The 15,349-nt window shown below is 70.3% G+C and carries 16 protein-coding genes and 1 riboswitch; of the genes, 7 read left to right on the top strand and 9 right to left on the bottom strand.

The genetic code is table 11. From position 1 onward, the window contains the following. Positions 1–95 precede the first annotated feature (95 nt). Positions 96–1,007, top strand: a complete 912-nt coding sequence (locus ACFO60_RS13615) for a sucrase ferredoxin (RefSeq protein WP_380840479.1) — start codon at positions 96–98, stop codon at positions 1,005–1,007. A 120-nt stretch (positions 1,008–1,127) separates the two neighbouring features. Continuing rightward, entirely contained in the window at positions 1,128–1,439 is a 312-nt protein-coding gene (locus ACFO60_RS13620; protein WP_093171423.1) for a WhiB family transcriptional regulator, read from the top strand. Positions 1,440–1,738: 299 nt separating this feature from the next. On the opposite strand, the gene ACFO60_RS13625 is transcribed toward ACFO60_RS13620, so the two are convergent. Then, positions 1,739–2,419, bottom strand: coding sequence for a phosphoribosyltransferase (locus tag ACFO60_RS13625; RefSeq protein ID WP_380840480.1), 681 nt, complete (start codon positions 2,417–2,419; stop codon positions 1,739–1,741). A 266-nt stretch (positions 2,420–2,685) separates the two neighbouring features. Beyond that, complete coding sequence (locus tag ACFO60_RS13630; protein WP_380840481.1) at positions 2,686–2,925, bottom strand: hypothetical protein; 240 nt, start codon at positions 2,923–2,925, stop codon at positions 2,686–2,688. Between the two features lie 109 nt (positions 2,926–3,034). Between ACFO60_RS13630 and ACFO60_RS13635 the strand changes: the two genes are divergently transcribed. Beyond that, positions 3,035–3,760, top strand: a complete 726-nt coding sequence (locus tag ACFO60_RS13635) for a TetR/AcrR family transcriptional regulator (RefSeq protein ID WP_380840482.1) — start codon at positions 3,035–3,037, stop codon at positions 3,758–3,760. A 166-nt stretch (positions 3,761–3,926) separates the two neighbouring features. Here the strand turns inward: ACFO60_RS13635 and ACFO60_RS13640 are convergent, their stop codons facing one another. Further along, positions 3,927–4,130: a DUF397 domain-containing protein gene (locus tag ACFO60_RS13640; protein ID WP_380840483.1), complete on the bottom strand. Its 204-nt coding sequence runs from the start codon at positions 4,128–4,130 to the stop codon at positions 3,927–3,929. After that, a complete protein-coding gene (locus tag ACFO60_RS13645) occupies positions 4,120–4,944 on the bottom strand; it encodes a helix-turn-helix domain-containing protein (protein ID WP_380840484.1) in 825 nt (274 codons plus the stop codon). Before ACFO60_RS13645 ends, ACFO60_RS13640 begins: the two co-directional genes overlap by 11 nt. Before the next feature lie 242 nt (positions 4,945–5,186). Here ACFO60_RS13645 and ACFO60_RS13650 point away from each other — a divergent pair, with 242 nt between their 5' ends. Continuing rightward, positions 5,187–5,738 carry an ATP-binding protein gene (locus ACFO60_RS13650; RefSeq protein WP_380840486.1) on the top strand — a complete coding sequence of 184 codons (552 nt, stop codon included), beginning with the start codon at positions 5,187–5,189 and terminating at the stop codon, positions 5,736–5,738. 519 nt (positions 5,739–6,257) lie between these two features. Here ACFO60_RS13650 and ACFO60_RS13655 read toward each other — a convergent pair. From ACFO60_RS13655 to ACFO60_RS13675, 5 genes are all read right to left on the bottom strand, one after another. Beyond that, positions 6,258–7,778, bottom strand: coding sequence for a serine/threonine-protein kinase (locus ACFO60_RS13655; protein ID WP_380840487.1), 1,521 nt, complete (start codon positions 7,776–7,778; stop codon positions 6,258–6,260). Between the two features lie 77 nt (positions 7,779–7,855). Then, entirely contained in the window at positions 7,856–8,956 is a 1,101-nt protein-coding gene (rsgA, locus tag ACFO60_RS13660) for a ribosome small subunit-dependent GTPase A (protein WP_380840488.1), read from the bottom strand. A 321-nt stretch (positions 8,957–9,277) separates the two neighbouring features. Then, positions 9,278–10,531: a serine hydroxymethyltransferase gene (gene glyA / locus ACFO60_RS13665; protein WP_380840489.1), complete on the bottom strand. Its 1,254-nt coding sequence runs from the start codon at positions 10,529–10,531 to the stop codon at positions 9,278–9,280. Positions 10,532–10,553: 22 nt separating this feature from the next. Further along, positions 10,554–10,637, bottom strand: a riboswitch (ZMP/ZTP riboswitch). Positions 10,638–10,642: 5 nt separating this feature from the next. Continuing rightward, on the bottom strand, positions 10,643–11,674 hold the full coding sequence (locus ACFO60_RS13670) for a YihY/virulence factor BrkB family protein (protein ID WP_380840490.1): 1,032 nt from the start codon (positions 11,672–11,674) through the stop codon (positions 10,643–10,645). A gap of 391 nt (positions 11,675–12,065) precedes the next feature. Beyond that, positions 12,066–12,200 (bottom strand): hypothetical protein, encoded by a 135-nt coding sequence (locus ACFO60_RS13675; protein ID WP_380840491.1) that lies wholly within the window; start codon positions 12,198–12,200, stop codon positions 12,066–12,068. Between the two features lie 69 nt (positions 12,201–12,269). On the opposite strand from ACFO60_RS13675, the gene ACFO60_RS13680 reads away from it, so the two are divergent. The 3 genes from ACFO60_RS13680 to ACFO60_RS13690 all read left to right on the top strand — a co-directional run bounded on the left by ACFO60_RS13680 (position 12,270) and on the right by ACFO60_RS13690 (position 15,301). Beyond that, positions 12,270–13,073, top strand: a complete 804-nt coding sequence (locus tag ACFO60_RS13680; RefSeq protein ID WP_380840492.1) for a TIGR03084 family metal-binding protein — start codon at positions 12,270–12,272, stop codon at positions 13,071–13,073. A 361-nt stretch (positions 13,074–13,434) separates the two neighbouring features. Continuing rightward, positions 13,435–15,117 carry a nitrite/sulfite reductase gene (locus ACFO60_RS13685; RefSeq protein ID WP_380840494.1) on the top strand — a complete coding sequence of 561 codons (1,683 nt, stop codon included), beginning with the start codon at positions 13,435–13,437 and terminating at the stop codon, positions 15,115–15,117. Between the two features lie 40 nt (positions 15,118–15,157). After that, a complete protein-coding gene (locus ACFO60_RS13690) occupies positions 15,158–15,301 on the top strand; it encodes an Insertion element protein (RefSeq protein ID WP_380840495.1) in 144 nt (47 codons plus the stop codon). The last annotated feature ends 48 nt before the right edge of the window (positions 15,302–15,349 follow it).

A 15,349-nucleotide genomic window follows, 5' to 3' on the forward strand; every position in this document is an offset into this window, starting at 1 on the left:
CACCCGGGAGATCGGACACCGAGCGGATTCGGAGCCTCGCGAGAAAGGGCTCAGTGCCGTTAGGTTAGTCTTACCTAAGTCTTCGGGGAGGAAGCGTGACGACCAAGCGGGCACGGGGGTGTGACCACCCGGCAGGCTGCCACACGGGCGAAGTGCCCACGCTGGCCAGTGCAACGACCAAGGCGCGGTTCTGGCTGCTCATCGAGCACGCGGGTCCGTGGGCCTCCGAGCTCGCCGACTGTGAGCTGCCCGAGCCGGTCCACGCGCTGATCCGGCGCGCGGCCGGGCTCGGCGTCCGTGCCCAGCTCGTCCGCCGCCCGCTCCAGCGCCGCGCCACCCCCACGCCTCTCCGGCTCATGGTCGCCGATACCACCGCGGAGGTCCCGTGGCTGGCCGAGGGGTTCTTCGACGACCCGAGCGATCTTGACCTGGGATCTCTCGTGCGCGGAGTGGTTCCGGAGTCCTGCATACTGGTGAAGGAGCCGGTGTTCCTGGTCTGCACGCATGCCAGGCGCAACGCGTGTTGTGCCCGCATCGGCCTTCCCATCGCGCGGGTTTTGGGTGAGAGCCAGCCGGGAAGAGTGTGGGAAACCACTCATGTGGGCGGCGATCGGTACGCCGCTAACCTCGTGTGCTTGCCACACGGGCTTTACTACGGCAGCATGTCTCAGGCTGCCGCGATCGCGGCGGCAAACGCGTACCGGCACGGTGAGATCGTTCTCGACCGTTTCCGGGGACGCGCAGGCATCCCTGAGCCATCGCAGGCCGCCGAGCATTTCGTCCGGGCACATACGGGCGAGCTCTCGGTAGGCGGAGTGGCCGTGGAATCCACCAGGTCGGACGGTGACGTCACCGAGGCGATTGTGCGCCACGGGGACGTCAGCTTCCGGGTTGTGGTCGAGCGCGCGGTTTTCGCGCCGTGCGGTACGGCATGCGCCGACGCGATCGCAACCTACAGGCTGGCGGCGCTGGAGCACATCCAGTGCGGCACGCCCGTTCTGACCTGAGGCTCCGACGGAGCCGGGAACACCGCGGCCTATCACGGCGTTGGAACCAGGGACGCCATATGCGTCCAATGCGGCACAAACACGAAATACCTCTCACCTACTCACCTAAGGTGGTTTCTCATGTCTCAGGTACGTCGGCAGATCGCCCGCCCGCGCCCCAGCTGGGGTTGGCAGGATGACGCCGCGTGCCGGGGAGAGGACCTTGTGCTGTTCTTCGGTCCTGACGGCGAGCGTCAGCCGGAGCGCGACATCCGTGAGCGCAAGGCCAAGGCCATCTGCGCCCAGTGCCCCGTGCGCGCGGAGTGCCTCGACTACGCCCTTTCACGTCCCGAGAAGTACGGCACGTGGGGCGGGCTCAACGAGGACGAGCGCGCGTCTGAGCGCCGTCGGCGCATGCGGCGTGCCGCCAGCGCGGGCATCAGTGCTGCCTAACACCTCCACCGGCATGATCCCTCCAGCATGATCATGCGGCTTTTCCGCTCCTGTACGCCTCCAGGGCCGCAATTGCCGCATGATCGTGCGGGTGCCCTTCCTCCGGAAGGCGCCCACCGCTCCTCCGCCCTCTGACGGGCACCCCCCACCATCATCGCTCCACCCGGGCGCCGCGCCGCCGCCCCCCGGCGAGCGCCCCCGGACTCCGCGAGCACCTTGGCGCGCGTGATCGCCGCCCCACGCGGGCTCCGCGCCGCCGCCCCTCCCGGGGACATCCCCGAACTCCGCGAGCGCCGTGATCACCGCCGACCGTGGCGACCTGCGCCGTCATCACGCCGCAGCAAGCGGAGGACATCCGCGTCGGTGAGCTGGTCGAACCGTTCGTACCACTGTCCGACAGCGTGAAAGCCCGGCGGTGTGGCGAGCACCACGACGTCGTCGGCCTCCTCGCCGAGCGCGTTCACCGTCCGGGCGGACCCCACCGGCACAGCGAGCAGCAGCCGGCGCGGCCCGGTCGCCCGTACGGCGCGCAGCGCCGCCCGCGCCGTCCCGCCCGTCGCCAGCCCGTCGTCCACGACGACGACGTCCCGGCCCGCCGTCGCGGGCAGCGGACGGCCACCGCGGTAGACCATGACCCGCCTGGCCAGCTCCGCCCGCTCCTTGCGGACGACCGGTTCCAGGTCGCCGGCGGTGATGTCGAGCTGGGACAGCAGCTCGGCGTCGAACACCGGGTCCCCTCCCTCGGCGATCGCGCCCATGCCGAGCTCCGGCTGCCAGGGGTGACCGATCTTGCGGGTCACCAGGACGTCCATCGGCGCGCCCAGGCGTTCGGCGATCGGCGCCGCCACCGCCACGCCGCCGCGTGGCAGGGCGAGCACGACCGGATCGGCGAGGCCGGCCTCCGCCAGCATGCCGGCGAGCAGCGTTCCGGCCTCCGCCCTGTCGGCGAAGGGCATGAACACCCGCCGGCCATCGCCCATACCCTCAACCTACGCCTCCCCCGAAGCCGCGAACCCACCGTGCCGAGCCTTGGACGGCCTTCTGATCGGCCCTGCTCGGGATGGTCGCTTGATCCCGCGTCGTCGCAGTTAGCGGCGGTTCGCGCGGGAGGTGTAGGCCTTGTCCGCCAGGATCCCGTCCGGGCGCACCTCGCATGATCGTGGCGGATCTGTGTTGTCCCGCGCTCTCGGAGCCCCACGTTGTCCGACGCCCCGGTGGGTGCCCCGGGCACGGAGCCGTCGCCGGATCATCCGGCGGCGGACATCGCCCTCTTGTGCCGGGTGTCCAGGACGGCGATCACCGCGAACGCGGCAGCCGCCGCCGCGACGGCGACGATGTAGCACCAGGGGGCGGGCAGGTAGTTGGCCGCCACGAGCGCGTTCGGGCCCTTGTCGGTGAACACGCGGAAGATGATCGCCATCGGGCCCTCCCAGACGCCCGCGATGAGCGTGACAAGCATTGCCAGCCGGTACCAGGCTTCGTTCACAATCCACTCCTGTCGAGATACGAACGTATCAACGACACCATCCATAATCCCCCGCAACAAGGCTTCAAGGACCAATACATCACGGTAATGACGCGACTAGGCTGGGCACGTGCGTGACGAAACGAGGTGCCGAGTCTGCCGAGGCCCGGTACGGCCGAGCGCGCGCGGCCGCCGCCCGATCTACTGCTCCCGCGCCTGCCAGGCCCGGGCGTACCGGTCCCGCAAGAACCCGCCGGTCCCGGCGCCCGCCGCGCCGGAGCCGACCGGTCGCCGGCGCCAGATCGCCGAGGCGGTCTGGCGGATCGCCGCCGAGCGCGGCCTCCAGATGGCCACCGTCCGGGAGATCGCCGCCGAGGCGGGCGTGTCCCCGCGGGTGGTGCAGTACCACTTCACCGACAAGCACCACCTGCTGGTCACCGCCCTGCAGATGCTGCACCGGGAGAACGAGCACCGGGCCCAGGAGCGGATCGCCGCACTGCGCGACGCGTCCGACCCGCGAGTGCTGCTACGCGCCACCCTCGAGGAACTGCTTCCGCTCGACGACCGGCGCCGCACGAGCCTGCGGGTGATGACCGCCTACTACGCGCGGAGCCTCACCGACCCTGCGCTGGCGGCGGTCTTCCTGCACGAGGGCAGCCCGCTGGAGGAACTGGTCGCCGCCCTGATCACGGCGGCCGGCGCCCGGCCCTCGACCGACGCGGCCCGGGAGGCGGACCTGCTCATCGGCGGCGTGACCGGGCTCGGGCTCGACCTGCTGCACCGGCGCCGCACCCGGGCGGACGTCCGGCGCACTCTGGACTACCACCTGAACCGCATCCTGGCGGAGCAGCCATGACCGGGCCACCGGCCATACGGACCCGGAGCGCCTCAGGCCGCGGACTTGTGGGCCGTCCTAGACGCCGTGGCAGGCTTTGGACCGTTGGCGGCGGCTGCTCCACCAGCTTCTATGGGCTGGTGGAGCCGGCCCTTACTGCGGCTACGCGTACGTGCCCGCGGGCGGGTCAGGCGTTGAACCGGCCCGCCTTGACGCCGTCGAGGAACGCGGACCACTCGCCCGGCGACAAGACCAGCGCGGGCCCGCCAGGGACCTTGCTGTCGCGGACGCCGCGAAGGCCGGGCAGGTTCGACGCGACCTCGACACAGTTGCCTGTATCCCCACTGAACGTGCTCTTGCGCCACTGCGCGCCCCGAAGGTCACCAGTCACGGTGGTTCACCACTTCCTTGATGAGCTTGACCGACTGCTTGAACGGTAGGGCCGCCGCCCTGATCGCGTCATATCGGGCGGCGAGCTGCGCGATGACTTCCCGGCCCTCCAGAGTGCGTCCTACGGGCTGCGCGTCCGCGTAGGCCGCATACGGCGTCCCATGCCGCTCAGCGATGATGAACCCGCCGATCAGCCCACAGTGTGCCTGGGCCTGGTACGGCACGACCTGAAGGGTCACTGCGGGGCGGTCGGCGACTTCGAGCACGAACTGTAGCTGCGCTTCCATCACCTCTGCCCCGCCAATGGACCGATGAAGTACCGCCTCGTCCAGGACGACGCTGATCAGAGGTGGTCTATCGCGGTGGAGAATGGACTGCCTCCGCATGCGACCGGCCAGGCGCTCCTCGATCTCCTCTTGAGTGATGGCCGGAGAGGTCGCGAACATCTCGCGGGCGTACGCCTCCGTCTGCAACAGGCCGGGAATGAGGTTCGGTTCCCAGCTCCGCAGTCCCGTGGCGTCGGCTTCCTCCTCCAGCCACGGCCGGAAGTACTCCGGCGCGGTGTTCCAGGTCGTGGCCATGTAGAGGCTCGTCATGGTGCCGTCCAGGCCGAGGGCCCTGTCGCACTCGCGCGCGAAGGATTCGGTGGCAGTGCGTCGCATGGACTCGACCATGGCGACCTGGGAATCCGAGAAGCGTATGCGCGCTCCAAGTCCCTTCTGCGTCAGACCTGCGGCCTGCCGGTGGCGGCGCAGTTCGAAGGCGAAAAGAGCACGAGGGGACTCACTCGGGTCTATCTCCCGCGGAGTAGGCAAACCGCATCATCCTTACCGAAGTGGGGGCATTTCGGTGCACTCACATCCGCACTCACACAATTGTGGTGCGATGTGAGTGAGAACATCTAGTGATCGTAGCAACTCGTCGCCAATCTGATAAGGCGCCGTCCTTTAAAACGCGCACTGGCGAGCGAAAAGGCAAGCACATGCGGACAGGAAGCCTGCTTGGCGTCACAGATTTGGTCGGTATCCCCGAGTCGGTCGCAGTGGCACGTGAATACGTGAAGCTGAAGCTCGGCGAGACGCACCCTGCCCTGGACGACGTGACGTTACTGGTGTCCGAGATTGTCACTAATTCCGTGCTTCACTCGAATTCGAGGGACGGCGGCAGGATCACCCTGGCTATCGCCGATTGCCGTGATCTGATTCACGTCGACGTGGTGGACGCCGGAGGCCCGACCAGGCCGGAAGTCCGCGCCGACATGTTCGCCGAAGGAGGCCGCGGCCTCATGCTCGTGGAGATGATCTCCTACAAGTGGGCGGTCTACGACGACGCGGCCGGACGGACGGTCTGGTTCCAGGTGAAGTACAGGCCGGCGGATCGTCCCACCTTCCCTCGCCAGCGGGAGTCCGCCGACCCCGTGCGGCGGCCGGAGACCGCCACGCGCAGGACGGCCAGGCACGCCGCCCGGACCGTTGCCGAGAGCGCCGAGCTGGAGCAGGGCTATGCGCGAAGTCTCGTCAAGCGCCGGCGGCTCGACGCCGAAGGGCTGAGCCAGGCGGCCGAAAGCTTGGGCGCCGATCCCCTGCCCGACGAGGAGATCCGCCCCTAAGAGCGGGGGGGGCGGCGGCGCGTGGGTGAGAGCTTCCCCGGAGACATGAACCGGGGAAGCGGCCTTCCCCCAATCCCGTTCGCTGTCGCCCCTCATCCATCCCCCACCCAAGGAGATATCGCATGCCCGAAGACCCGCCGGTGAAGCCGAAAGAACCCCTGTGCCCTAGATGCCGCGACCGGGGCTCCTCTATCGACAGGGAAGGCCACTGGGTCATCTGCCCGGACATTTCCCACAAGCGCTAGATCCGCAGGGGCGAATAAGCGGAAGAAGGGTCACCAATCCCGGCGAGAAGGTTGCGCTCGCACGTTCACCACTTCACAGCAACCGACTAGTGAGCACAGTGAAGGCCGTCCTGCCGGGAGACCCCGAAGGTTCGAATCCTTCCGCCCCTACTTCCGGCGGCGAAAGCCCTCACCCGTCCGGAAGGAGTGGAGGGGTGAGGGCTTTGTCATGCGACTGGCGGGCGCTCAGCGCTTCGCGGGGGCGATCAGATTGTGAACGCGGACCCGGCGCCCGTCAGGCCGGGGATATCGCGATGCGCTCCAGCCTGCCCACATGCGGGAAGTCGACGTCGACCCACCCGACGGTCTCCGGAACATCCTGGTAGATCGCGTACAACCTCGCCGACTCGCCCGGGTTGATCGTGTAGTGGACGCCGAACTCGCTGCACCGGCACCGGCCGTCCTTCGAGGCCGGCTGGAACGGCGCGTGGATCCCCGGGGGGACCAGATTCACCCCCGACATGGTGAAGTCCAGGCCTCCGGTGCCGAACGCGGCCTGCGGAACCCAGAACTGCCCCTTGGCGCCCTTGTTGATCACCGTCCACTTCAGCTGCACCGTGGTTCCGTCCCGGATCAGGGAGTCGATCTGGACGCGTACCGGGAACTCGCCGACCTTTCCGTCGAGAACCGCTTCGGTAGTCCCGGCGGGTACGCCGCGGGGCTCCCAGGGCCGCAGGACCAGGGCGATCACGACCGCCGCCACGACCACCAGCGCCACTCCGGCGGCGGTGACGACGCGGGGCCACTTCGGCCGGCGCCGCGGCCTGGCGGACTCGCCGGTGCCCGCCTCGGACGGCGGATGTGCCGCCTCCAGAGCCGCGTGAGGGTGCGGAGACGCAGTGGCCGAGCCCGTCCGCCCTGGCCCGGCGGTCGCCTGACCGGCCATGACGCGCGAAGGCGGGGTCCACATCTCGCCGACGGCCAGCGCCGCGGTCTCCACGTCCGTCCGTTCGCGGCCGAGCATCCGGTCGATGAGCCGCTGCGCCGAGGGCCTTCGAGCCGGGTTCTTGTCCAGGGCCCGCTCGACCAGGGCACGGAGCTCTTCGTCGAGCCCGTCCAGATCCGGCGCGTAGTTGATCACTCGGTGCCGGACCTCGTCCATGCCCCCGCCGCCGAACGGCGCACGCCCGGTGCCCGCGTAGGCCACGACGGATCCCCACGAGAAGACATCGCTCGCCGTCGTCACCCGCTCGCCCCTGGCCTGTTCCGGTGACATGTAGGCGGGGGTGCCGATGATCGATCGCGTGGTGGAGCCGGTGCCGCCCACCTCGGCGAGCTGCGCGATGCCGAAATCGATCACTCGCGGACCCACCTGGCTGAGCAGGATGTTGGACGGCTTCAGATCGCGGTGGACCACCCCGGCGGCGTGGATGGCCGTCAACGCCACCGCCACGCCCACGGCCAGCGCCTCCAGGTCGGCCCCGGCCATCGGCCCCCGGGTCGTCACCACCGCCGCCAGGTCGGGGCCGTCGACGTACTCGGTGACCAGGTAGGCGAGCGTGCCGTCCATGGCGGCGTCCAGCACGGGCGCGGTGCACCATCTCGCCACCCGCCGCGCCGCCTCCGCCTCCTTGCGGAAGCGGCGGCGGAACTCCTCGCTCCCGGCCAGCTTATGGCGCATGACCTTCAGCGCCACCGCGCGCCCGTCCGCGCTCCTGGCGAGGTGGACCACTCCCATCCCGCCCTCACCCAGGCGGCGGAGCACCGTGTAAGGCCCTATGCGCCGCTGGGTGGTGCCGGGATCACCCGAGTCCATGGCGTCGCCCTCCCAAGTAGGGGGCAATTATCCCGACGGGGAGGGCGGACGGCCATGGCTCGCGGTCGGACGCACGGTCAGGGGCGGTTCCTGCTGCGCATGGACTTGTGGATGATCTTCCATTGCCGGGTCGCCTCGGCCTGCAGCCGCGCGTCTCCGCGCCTGGCCATCCACGCCGCCTCGCGCTGGAGCTTGCGCCAGCTCTCCAGCCGGCGCTCGGGCAGCTCACCTGACTCCAGCGCCGCGAGGACGGCGCAGCCCGGCTCGCTCTGGTGGCCGCAGTCGGTGAACCGGCAGTCCTCCGCCAGTTCCTCGATGTCGGAGAACACCAGGTCGACGCCCCGGCTCATCTCGTACAGGCCCACCCGGCGGATGCCCGGCGTGTCGATGATCAGGCCGCCTCCGGCGAGCGGGATCAGCTCTCGGTGCACGGTGGTGTGCCTGCCCCGGCCGTCGGCCGCGCGGACCTGCTGGGTCTCCATGACCTCCTCGCCCGCCAGCGCGTTGACCAGCGTCGACTTGCCCGCGCCCGACGCCCCGAGGATCACCGCGGTGCGGGAGCCGGCGAGATGGCCGCGCACGACCTCGACCCCCTCCCCCGTGACCGAGCAGACGGCGTGCAGGTCGACCCCGGGCGCGACGGCGGCCACGTCGTCCAGCAGGCCGGGGAGGTGCTCGCCGACCAGGTCGGACTTGGTGATGAGCACGACGGGCCGCGCGCCGCTCTCCCAGGCCAGGGCGAGCAGGCGCTCGACCCGGCCGAGGTCGGCGAAGTCGGTGGCGTGCAGGGCGGGCTCGGCGATGAACACCACGTCGACGTTGGCGGCGAGCACCTGCCCCTGCGAGTCGCCGGACAGGCCGTCCCGCGAATCGCGGCCCACCCCTCCGCGCACGAGGGCGGTCCGGCGCGGGAGCGTCGCCTCCAACTCGTGGCGGCCCTCGGGCAGCAGGGTGAGCGCGGCCCAGTCGCCCACGCAGGGCAGGGCCACGGGGTCGGCCGCCGTCAGGCGGCGCAGCGGGGCGGCGTACTGGGCGTGCCGGTGGCCGTCGGCGGTGATGACGTCCGCGGCGCCGCGGTCGACGCGGGCCACACGGGCGGGGATGGCGCCGCCCGGAAGGTCTGCGGCCAGGGAGTCGTCCCAGCCGAGAGAAGAAAGATCAGGACCAGAGGTGGTCAACTGAGGGCACCTTTCGAAACAACCGGGTGCCTGCGGCTTCAGCGCGTGGCGGCCACCCGGGAGGAAATGGATTCGGGCATGGTCGTCAGAAAGACCCGCATGATCCTCACCTCCCGTATCGTCGGTGCCGCCGTCTCCGTGACGGCGAAGCGGGACAACTCTATCGCGGCGCCGTCCGGTCCGGGCAACTCATTAATTGCCCGGAGTGGCATGCGGGGCCGCGTACGCGCGATGCCCGGCCCCGGAGCGGGTTCGCTGCGGGGCCCGGCATCGGTCGTGGTGCGGCGAGGCCGGCGCCGGCGTGCGGCGCGGCCGCGCGGGTCAGCTGAGGCCGGGGGCGGGGAACTTGGCGGTCAGCTCGCTGACCTCGCCGTGGACGCGGGCGATGACCTCCTCGGCGTCCCCCTTGGCCAGCGCGGTGACGACCTCGTCCATCCAGGCGCCGATCTGCCGCATCTCGCTCTCGCCCATGCCGCGGCTGGTCACCGAGGGGGTGCCGATGCGCAGGCCCGACGGGTCGAACGGCTTGCGCGGGTCGAACGGCACGGTGTTGTAGTTGGTCTCGAGCCCGGCCCGGTCGAGGGCCTGCGCGGCCGGCTTGCCCGCGACGCCCTTGGAGGTCAGGTCGATCAGGATGAGGTGGTTGTCGGTGCCGCCCGAGACCAGCTCGAAGCCGCGGCCCGACAGCTCCTCCGCCAGCGCCTTGGCGTTGCGGACGACCTGGTGGGCGTAGGTCTTGAAGTCGTCGGCCGCGGCCTCGCGCAGCGCGACGGCGATGGCGGCCGTCGTGTGGTTGTGCGGGCCGCCCTGCAGGCCCGGGAACACGGCCTTGTTGAGCGCCTTGGCGTGCTCGTCGTCGGTGGCCATGAGCATGGCCCCGCGCGGGCCGCGCAGCGTCTTGTGGGTGGTGGTGGAGATGACGTCGGCGTGCCCCACCGGCGAGGGGTGGGCGCCGCCGGCGACCAGGCCCGCGATGTGGGCGATGTCGGCGGCCAGGACGGCGCCGACCTCGCGGGCGATCTCGGCGAAGGCCGGGAAGTCGATCGTGCGCGGGATGGCCGTGCCGCCGCAGAAGATGAGCTTGGGGCGGTGCTCCAGCGCCAGGGCCCGCACCTCGTCCATGTCGATGCGGCCGGTGTCCTGGCGCACGCCGTACCTGACCGGGTTGAACCACTTGCCGGTGGCCGAGACCGACCAGCCGTGGGTGAGGTGGCCGCCGAAGGGCAGGCCCATGCCCATGACGGTGTCGCCCGGGTTCAGGAAGGCCATGTAGATGGCCAGGTTGGCCGGCGAGCCCGAGTACGGCTGGACGTTGGCGTGGGCGACGCCGAACAGCGACTTGGCGCGCTCGATGGCCAGGGTCTCGATCTGGTCGATGACCTGCTGGCCCTCGTAGTAGCGCTTGCCGGCGTAGCCCTCGGAGTACTTGTTGGTGAGGACGGTGCCCGTCGCCTCGAGAACGGCCCTGGAGACGTAGTTCTCCGAGGGGATCAGCTTGACGGTGTCGGCCTGGCGGCGCTCCTCCGCCCTGATCAGCTCGGCGATCTCCGGGTCGACGTCTGCAAGAGAACTCATGGCCCTACCCTTCGTTGGCTCCGGCGGAGACCCAGGCGCCCGGCCTCCGACCTCTTCGCTCCCCGGTGGTAGCCCCCACCCAGACGCGCCAGTCACGTCGCGTTTCGACGATTAGACGATAGCGGACTCGCCGTTTCTGCCGTGCCCGCCACCCGGCCACAGCCGGTCGACCTCGGCGTTGAGCGTGGCTCCGATGAGCACCGCGAGCGCGGTGATGTACAACCAGAGCAGGACGGCGATGGGCGCCGCGAGCGAGCCGTAGATCGACAGCGGCGAGAACCACGCCGCCAGCACCTCGCGGAGCACCGCCGCGCAGGCGATCCAGATCAGCAGCGCCAGCAGCGCCCCCGGCACCTCGCGCCACCAGCGGGTGCGCACGGGGACGCTCACGTGGTACAGCAGGGTGAGGACGAGCACCGAGCCGATGACGACGACCGGCCAGTACAGGATGCCGACCAGCCCGCTGTACTGCGGGAGGGCGTTGGACAGGATCGTCGGCCCGATCACCAGCACCGGGATGACGATCAGGCCGATGAGCAGCGCCGCGAGGTAGAGGCCGAACGACAGGATGCGCGTGCGGATGATGCCCCGGGTCTCGCCGAGCCCGTAGGCGATGGAGATCAGGTCGACATAGACGAAAAGGGCCCGCGAGCCCGACCACAGCGCGAGCAGGAAACCCACCGAGATGAGCGACACCTGGCCGCCCCTCAGCACGTCGTCCAGCAGCGGCCGCACCACCCGCTCGACGGTGTTCCCGGTGAACAGCAGCTGCGACTGTTTCAGGACCCACCCGCGGGTCTCGGCCACGGTGCCGGGGCCGAGGACGCCGCTCATGTGCCCGAGCATGCCGATGAGCCCGAGGACGAACGGAGGGAGCGACAGCAGCGCGAAGAACGCGGCCTCGCCGGCTAGGCCGGTCACCCGGAAGTTGAACCCGGCCACCGTGGTGGCGCGGACGAGCCCCCACAGGCGCGAGTCGCGCAGGGCGGCCCGCGTCCTGGCCCCGCGGCCCCAGGTCCTCGATCCGCGGACGGCCGACAGGCCGGCGGCGGCGTTGCGCTTGGCCTTGGCCCGCACCAACCTCCAGCGGGTCGCCCGGCGGGAGGGGCCGGTCGACCTGGTAGGAGCGTCGGTGGACGTCATGGCATCCAAAGGTATTCGCAACATGGCTCTACCACGACCCCACCGCGTAACGATCTCCTAGCGTGGCGTCTACCCCCTGAACCGCCGTCCTACCTGTCCGGGCGAGGATCGGCCTCCATCATAACCATCCAATATGCGGCAAGCCCCGTGAAAACGCAGGTCAACGCGTAGTCAAGCGCTCTGTCGGCGGCACGGAAAAACCAGGGCCGCACGCGCGGTCGTCGCCCGGAGCGCCGGCGCGCGGGGTGCGCCGTGCCGCACGGGAGGCGCGGGCCCGCACGGGAGGGGCGCCGGTCCGCACGGGAGGGCGCCGGTCCGCACGGCCGGGCTCCGCACCGAGACATCGAAGCACAGCGCGGGAACGTCGGGCCCTCGCGCGGGAAACGGCGGGCTAACCGGTGTGGGACCAGACGAGCATGCTCTCGCCGGGCTCGCCGGCCGGCCTGTGCTGGCAGTCGCACCAGGAACCGCCCCGGCAGTCGTCGTGCCGGTGATCCCTGCATTCTTCGCAGATCACATCGTCCATTTTCCTCCTGTTCCTCCCAGAACGACACTCGGTTACGCTGACGCAAGCGCATGCGAAGCGGAGGTACCCGTGGCCGTCTCCATGTCCGAGCTGCTGATCGATCTCCGAGCGGAAAGCGCGGAGCTGACGGCCATGATCCGGACGCTGGACGCGGCGGGCTGGGAGCTCGCGACGCCCGCGAAGGGCTGGGCCGTGCGTGACCAGATCAGCCACCTCGCATGGTTCGACGACGCGGCGACCACGGCCGTGACCGACGCCGAGGGCTTCCGCGCCGCGCTGCCGGCCCTGACGGCCCGCGGGGACTCCGCCGTGGACGAGATCGCCCAGGCCGCGCGCAGCCTGTCCCCCGAGCAGGTCCTCGACTGGTTCCGGACGGCGCGCGCCCGGAGCCTGGACGCCTTCGGCGGACTGGCCCCCAAGACGCGGCTGCCGTGGTACGGGCCGGACCTGTCCGCCATGTCCTTCGTGACCGCCCGGCTGATGGAGACCTGGGCGCACGGGCAGGACGTGGCGGACGCCCTCGGCATCGCGCGGGTGCCGACCGCGCGGCTGCGGCACGTGGCCGATCTCGGCGTGCGCGCGATGCCGTACGGCTTCACGGTCCGCGGCATGGATGCGCCGAAGGACCCGGTGCGGGTGGAGCTGGCGCTGCCGGACGGCACGCCGTGGAGTCGCGGCCCGGAGGGCGCCGCGGACCTGGTGCGCGGCCCCGTTCTGGACTTCTGCCTGCTCGTGACCCAGCGCTGCTCCCTGGCCGACACCTCGCTGGAGGTGCGCGGCGACACGGCCGCGGCCTGGACGGCGGTCGCCCAGGCGTTCGCCGGGCCGCCCGGCGACGGCCGCCCGCCGGGCCTGGCGCGGGCCCTTACCTGACCGCGCCCGTAACCCCGGTGGGGTATGGAGCACCCCTATCTGTGGGTGACAACCCCTACCAAAAGGGGCACCTTATCCCAAAGTGTGGACCCGATATTGGACATCGCGCGCACGGCGGGTATCGTTTGGGACATGCCAGCGGACCCGCTTCTCGTCGTGCGACGCCACGTCGACTTCCTGCGTGTCCGCAGTGCCATCTGTTGTGACGCTTGTTGACCGTCGCCCCCTGTTGACTTCTCGCCAGCACGGGCACGTGACAGGCGTCCTTTTTTTGCGCCCACGTCTCACGTCCTGAGACGTCAGGCTGCCTGCTCACGAGCGTCCGTGCGACCCGACGACCATTCTCGGCAAAGGACGCACCATGACCAGCCCGCCCCGGCCTGCCAGCCGCCACCACAAGCGCCCGCGTGGTGAAGGGCAGTGGGCTCTCGGTTACCGCGAGCCGCTCAACAAGAACGAGGAGAACAAGAAGAACGACGACGGGCTGAACGTCCGTCAGCGGATCATCGACGTCTACTCCAAGCAGGGCTTCGACTCCATCGACCCGGCCGACCTGCGCGGCCGTTTCCGCTGGTTCGGCCTCTACACCCAGCGCAAGCCCGGCATCGACGGCGGCAAGACGGCCATCCTCGAGCCCGAGGAGCTGGACGACCGCTACTTCATGCTCCGCGTCCGCATCGACGGCGGCCAGCTCGACCTGGCCCAGCTCCGCACGATCGCCGACATCGCCAACACCTACGCGCGAGGCACGGCGGACGTGACCGACCGGCAGAACATCCAGCTCCACTGGATCGAGGTCGAGTCGGTGCCGGCGATCTGGGAGGCCCTGGAGGCCGTCGGCCTGTCGACCACCGAGGCCTGCGGCGACACCCCGCGCGTGATGCTCGGCTGCCCGCTGGCCGGCATCGACGCCGACGAGGTGATCGACGCGACGCCCCAGATCGACGACACCGTCGCGCGCTACATCGGCGACAAGGCGTACTCGAACCTGCCCCGCAAGTTCAAGTCGGCGATGAGCGGCTGCCCGGCCTCCTGCACGGTCCACGAGATCAACGACATCGCCTTCGTCGGAGTCGTCGACGAGCAGGGCGAGAAGGGCTACGACCTGTGGGTGGGCGGCGGCCTGTCCACCAACCCGATGCTCGCCAAGCGGCTCGGCACGTTCGTCCGCCCCGACCAGGTCCACGAGGTGTGGGCCGGGGTGATCGGCATCTTCCGCGACTACGGCTACCGCAGGCTCCGCCACCGCGCCCGCATCAAGTTCCTGGTCAACGACTGGGGCGCCGAGCGGTTCCGCGAGGTGCTCGAGAAGGAGTACCTCGGCTACACCCTGCCGGACGGGCCCGCCCCCGAGCTGCCGCGCGGCGGCCGCCGCGACCACGTTGGCGTGCACCCGCAGAAGGACGGCAACTACTACGTCGGCTTCGCGCCCAAGGTCGGGCGGCTGGACGGCGACAAGCTGCACCTGATCGCCGACATCGCCGAGCGCTACGGCTCGGCCCGCGTCCGCACGACCGTCGAGCAGAAGATGGTCATCCTCGACATCGCGCCGGACCAGGTGGACGGCATCGTGGCCGACCTCGAGGCCGCCGACCTGCAGGTCAACCCGAGCACCTTCCGCCGCCAGACGATGGCCTGCACCGGCATCGAATACTGCAAGCTGGCGATCGTCGAGACCAAGGGGCTCGCGTCGAACCTCATCGACGAGCTGGAGCGCCGCCTCCCCGGCTTCGGAGAGCCGCTCACCATCAACGTGAACGGCTGCCCGAACTCCTGCGCCCGCATCCAGGTGGCCGACATCGGGCTGAAGGGCCAGCTGGTCACCGACGCGAACGGCAACCAGGTCGAGGGCTTCCAGGTGCACCTCGGCGGGTCGCTCGGCGTGAACGCCGGGTTCGGGCGCAAGGTGCGCGGCCTCAAGGCCACAGCCGACGAGCTGCCCGACTATGTCGAGCGCGTCCTGAAGAACTACCAGAGCCAGAAGAACGACGAAGAGACTTTCGCCGAATGGGTGCAGCGGGCCGAGGAAGCGGACCTCAAGTGAGGGCCCCCGGCCGCCCCGCCGCCATCGGGAGGAGGAACGCATGACCGAGCGCGCGGTCCCGTTCCACTGCCCCTACTGCGGCGAGGAGGACCTCGAACCCTACGAGGGCGACGGCGGCTGGTACTGCCGCTCGTGCGCCCGCGCCTTCAAGCTGAGGTTCCTCGGCATCGGCGTGCGTTCATGAACGGCGGCGAGCCCCGGGCACCCCTGTGCCCGGCGGCACCCGCACAAA

Origin of the sequence: Sphaerisporangium dianthi (assembly GCF_042654065.1) — a bacterium.
GTDB lineage: Bacteria > Actinomycetota > Actinomycetes > Streptosporangiales > Streptosporangiaceae > Sphaerisporangium > Sphaerisporangium dianthi.

Coding starts and splice junctions, on each gene's coding strand:
- ACFO60_RS13620 (WP_093171423.1), top strand. CDS start 1,128: ATGTCTCAGGTACGTCGGCAGATCGCCCGCCCGCGCCCCAGCTGGGGT.
- ACFO60_RS13625 (WP_380840480.1), bottom strand. CDS start 2,419: ATGGGCGATGGCCGGCGGGTGTTCATGCCCTTCGCCGACAGGGCGGAG.
- ACFO60_RS13655 (WP_380840487.1), bottom strand. CDS start 7,778: ATGGACTCGGGTGATCCCGGCACCACCCAGCGGCGCATAGGGCCTTAC.
- glyA (WP_380840489.1), bottom strand. CDS start 10,531: ATGAGTTCTCTTGCAGACGTCGACCCGGAGATCGCCGAGCTGATCAGG.
- ACFO60_RS13670 (WP_380840490.1), bottom strand. CDS start 11,674: ATGACGTCCACCGACGCTCCTACCAGGTCGACCGGCCCCTCCCGCCGG.
- ACFO60_RS13675 (WP_380840491.1), bottom strand. CDS start 12,200: ATGGACGATGTGATCTGCGAAGAATGCAGGGATCACCGGCACGACGAC.
- ACFO60_RS13685 (WP_380840494.1), top strand. CDS start 13,435: ATGACCAGCCCGCCCCGGCCTGCCAGCCGCCACCACAAGCGCCCGCGT.
- ACFO60_RS13690 (WP_380840495.1), top strand. CDS start 15,158: ATGACCGAGCGCGCGGTCCCGTTCCACTGCCCCTACTGCGGCGAGGAG.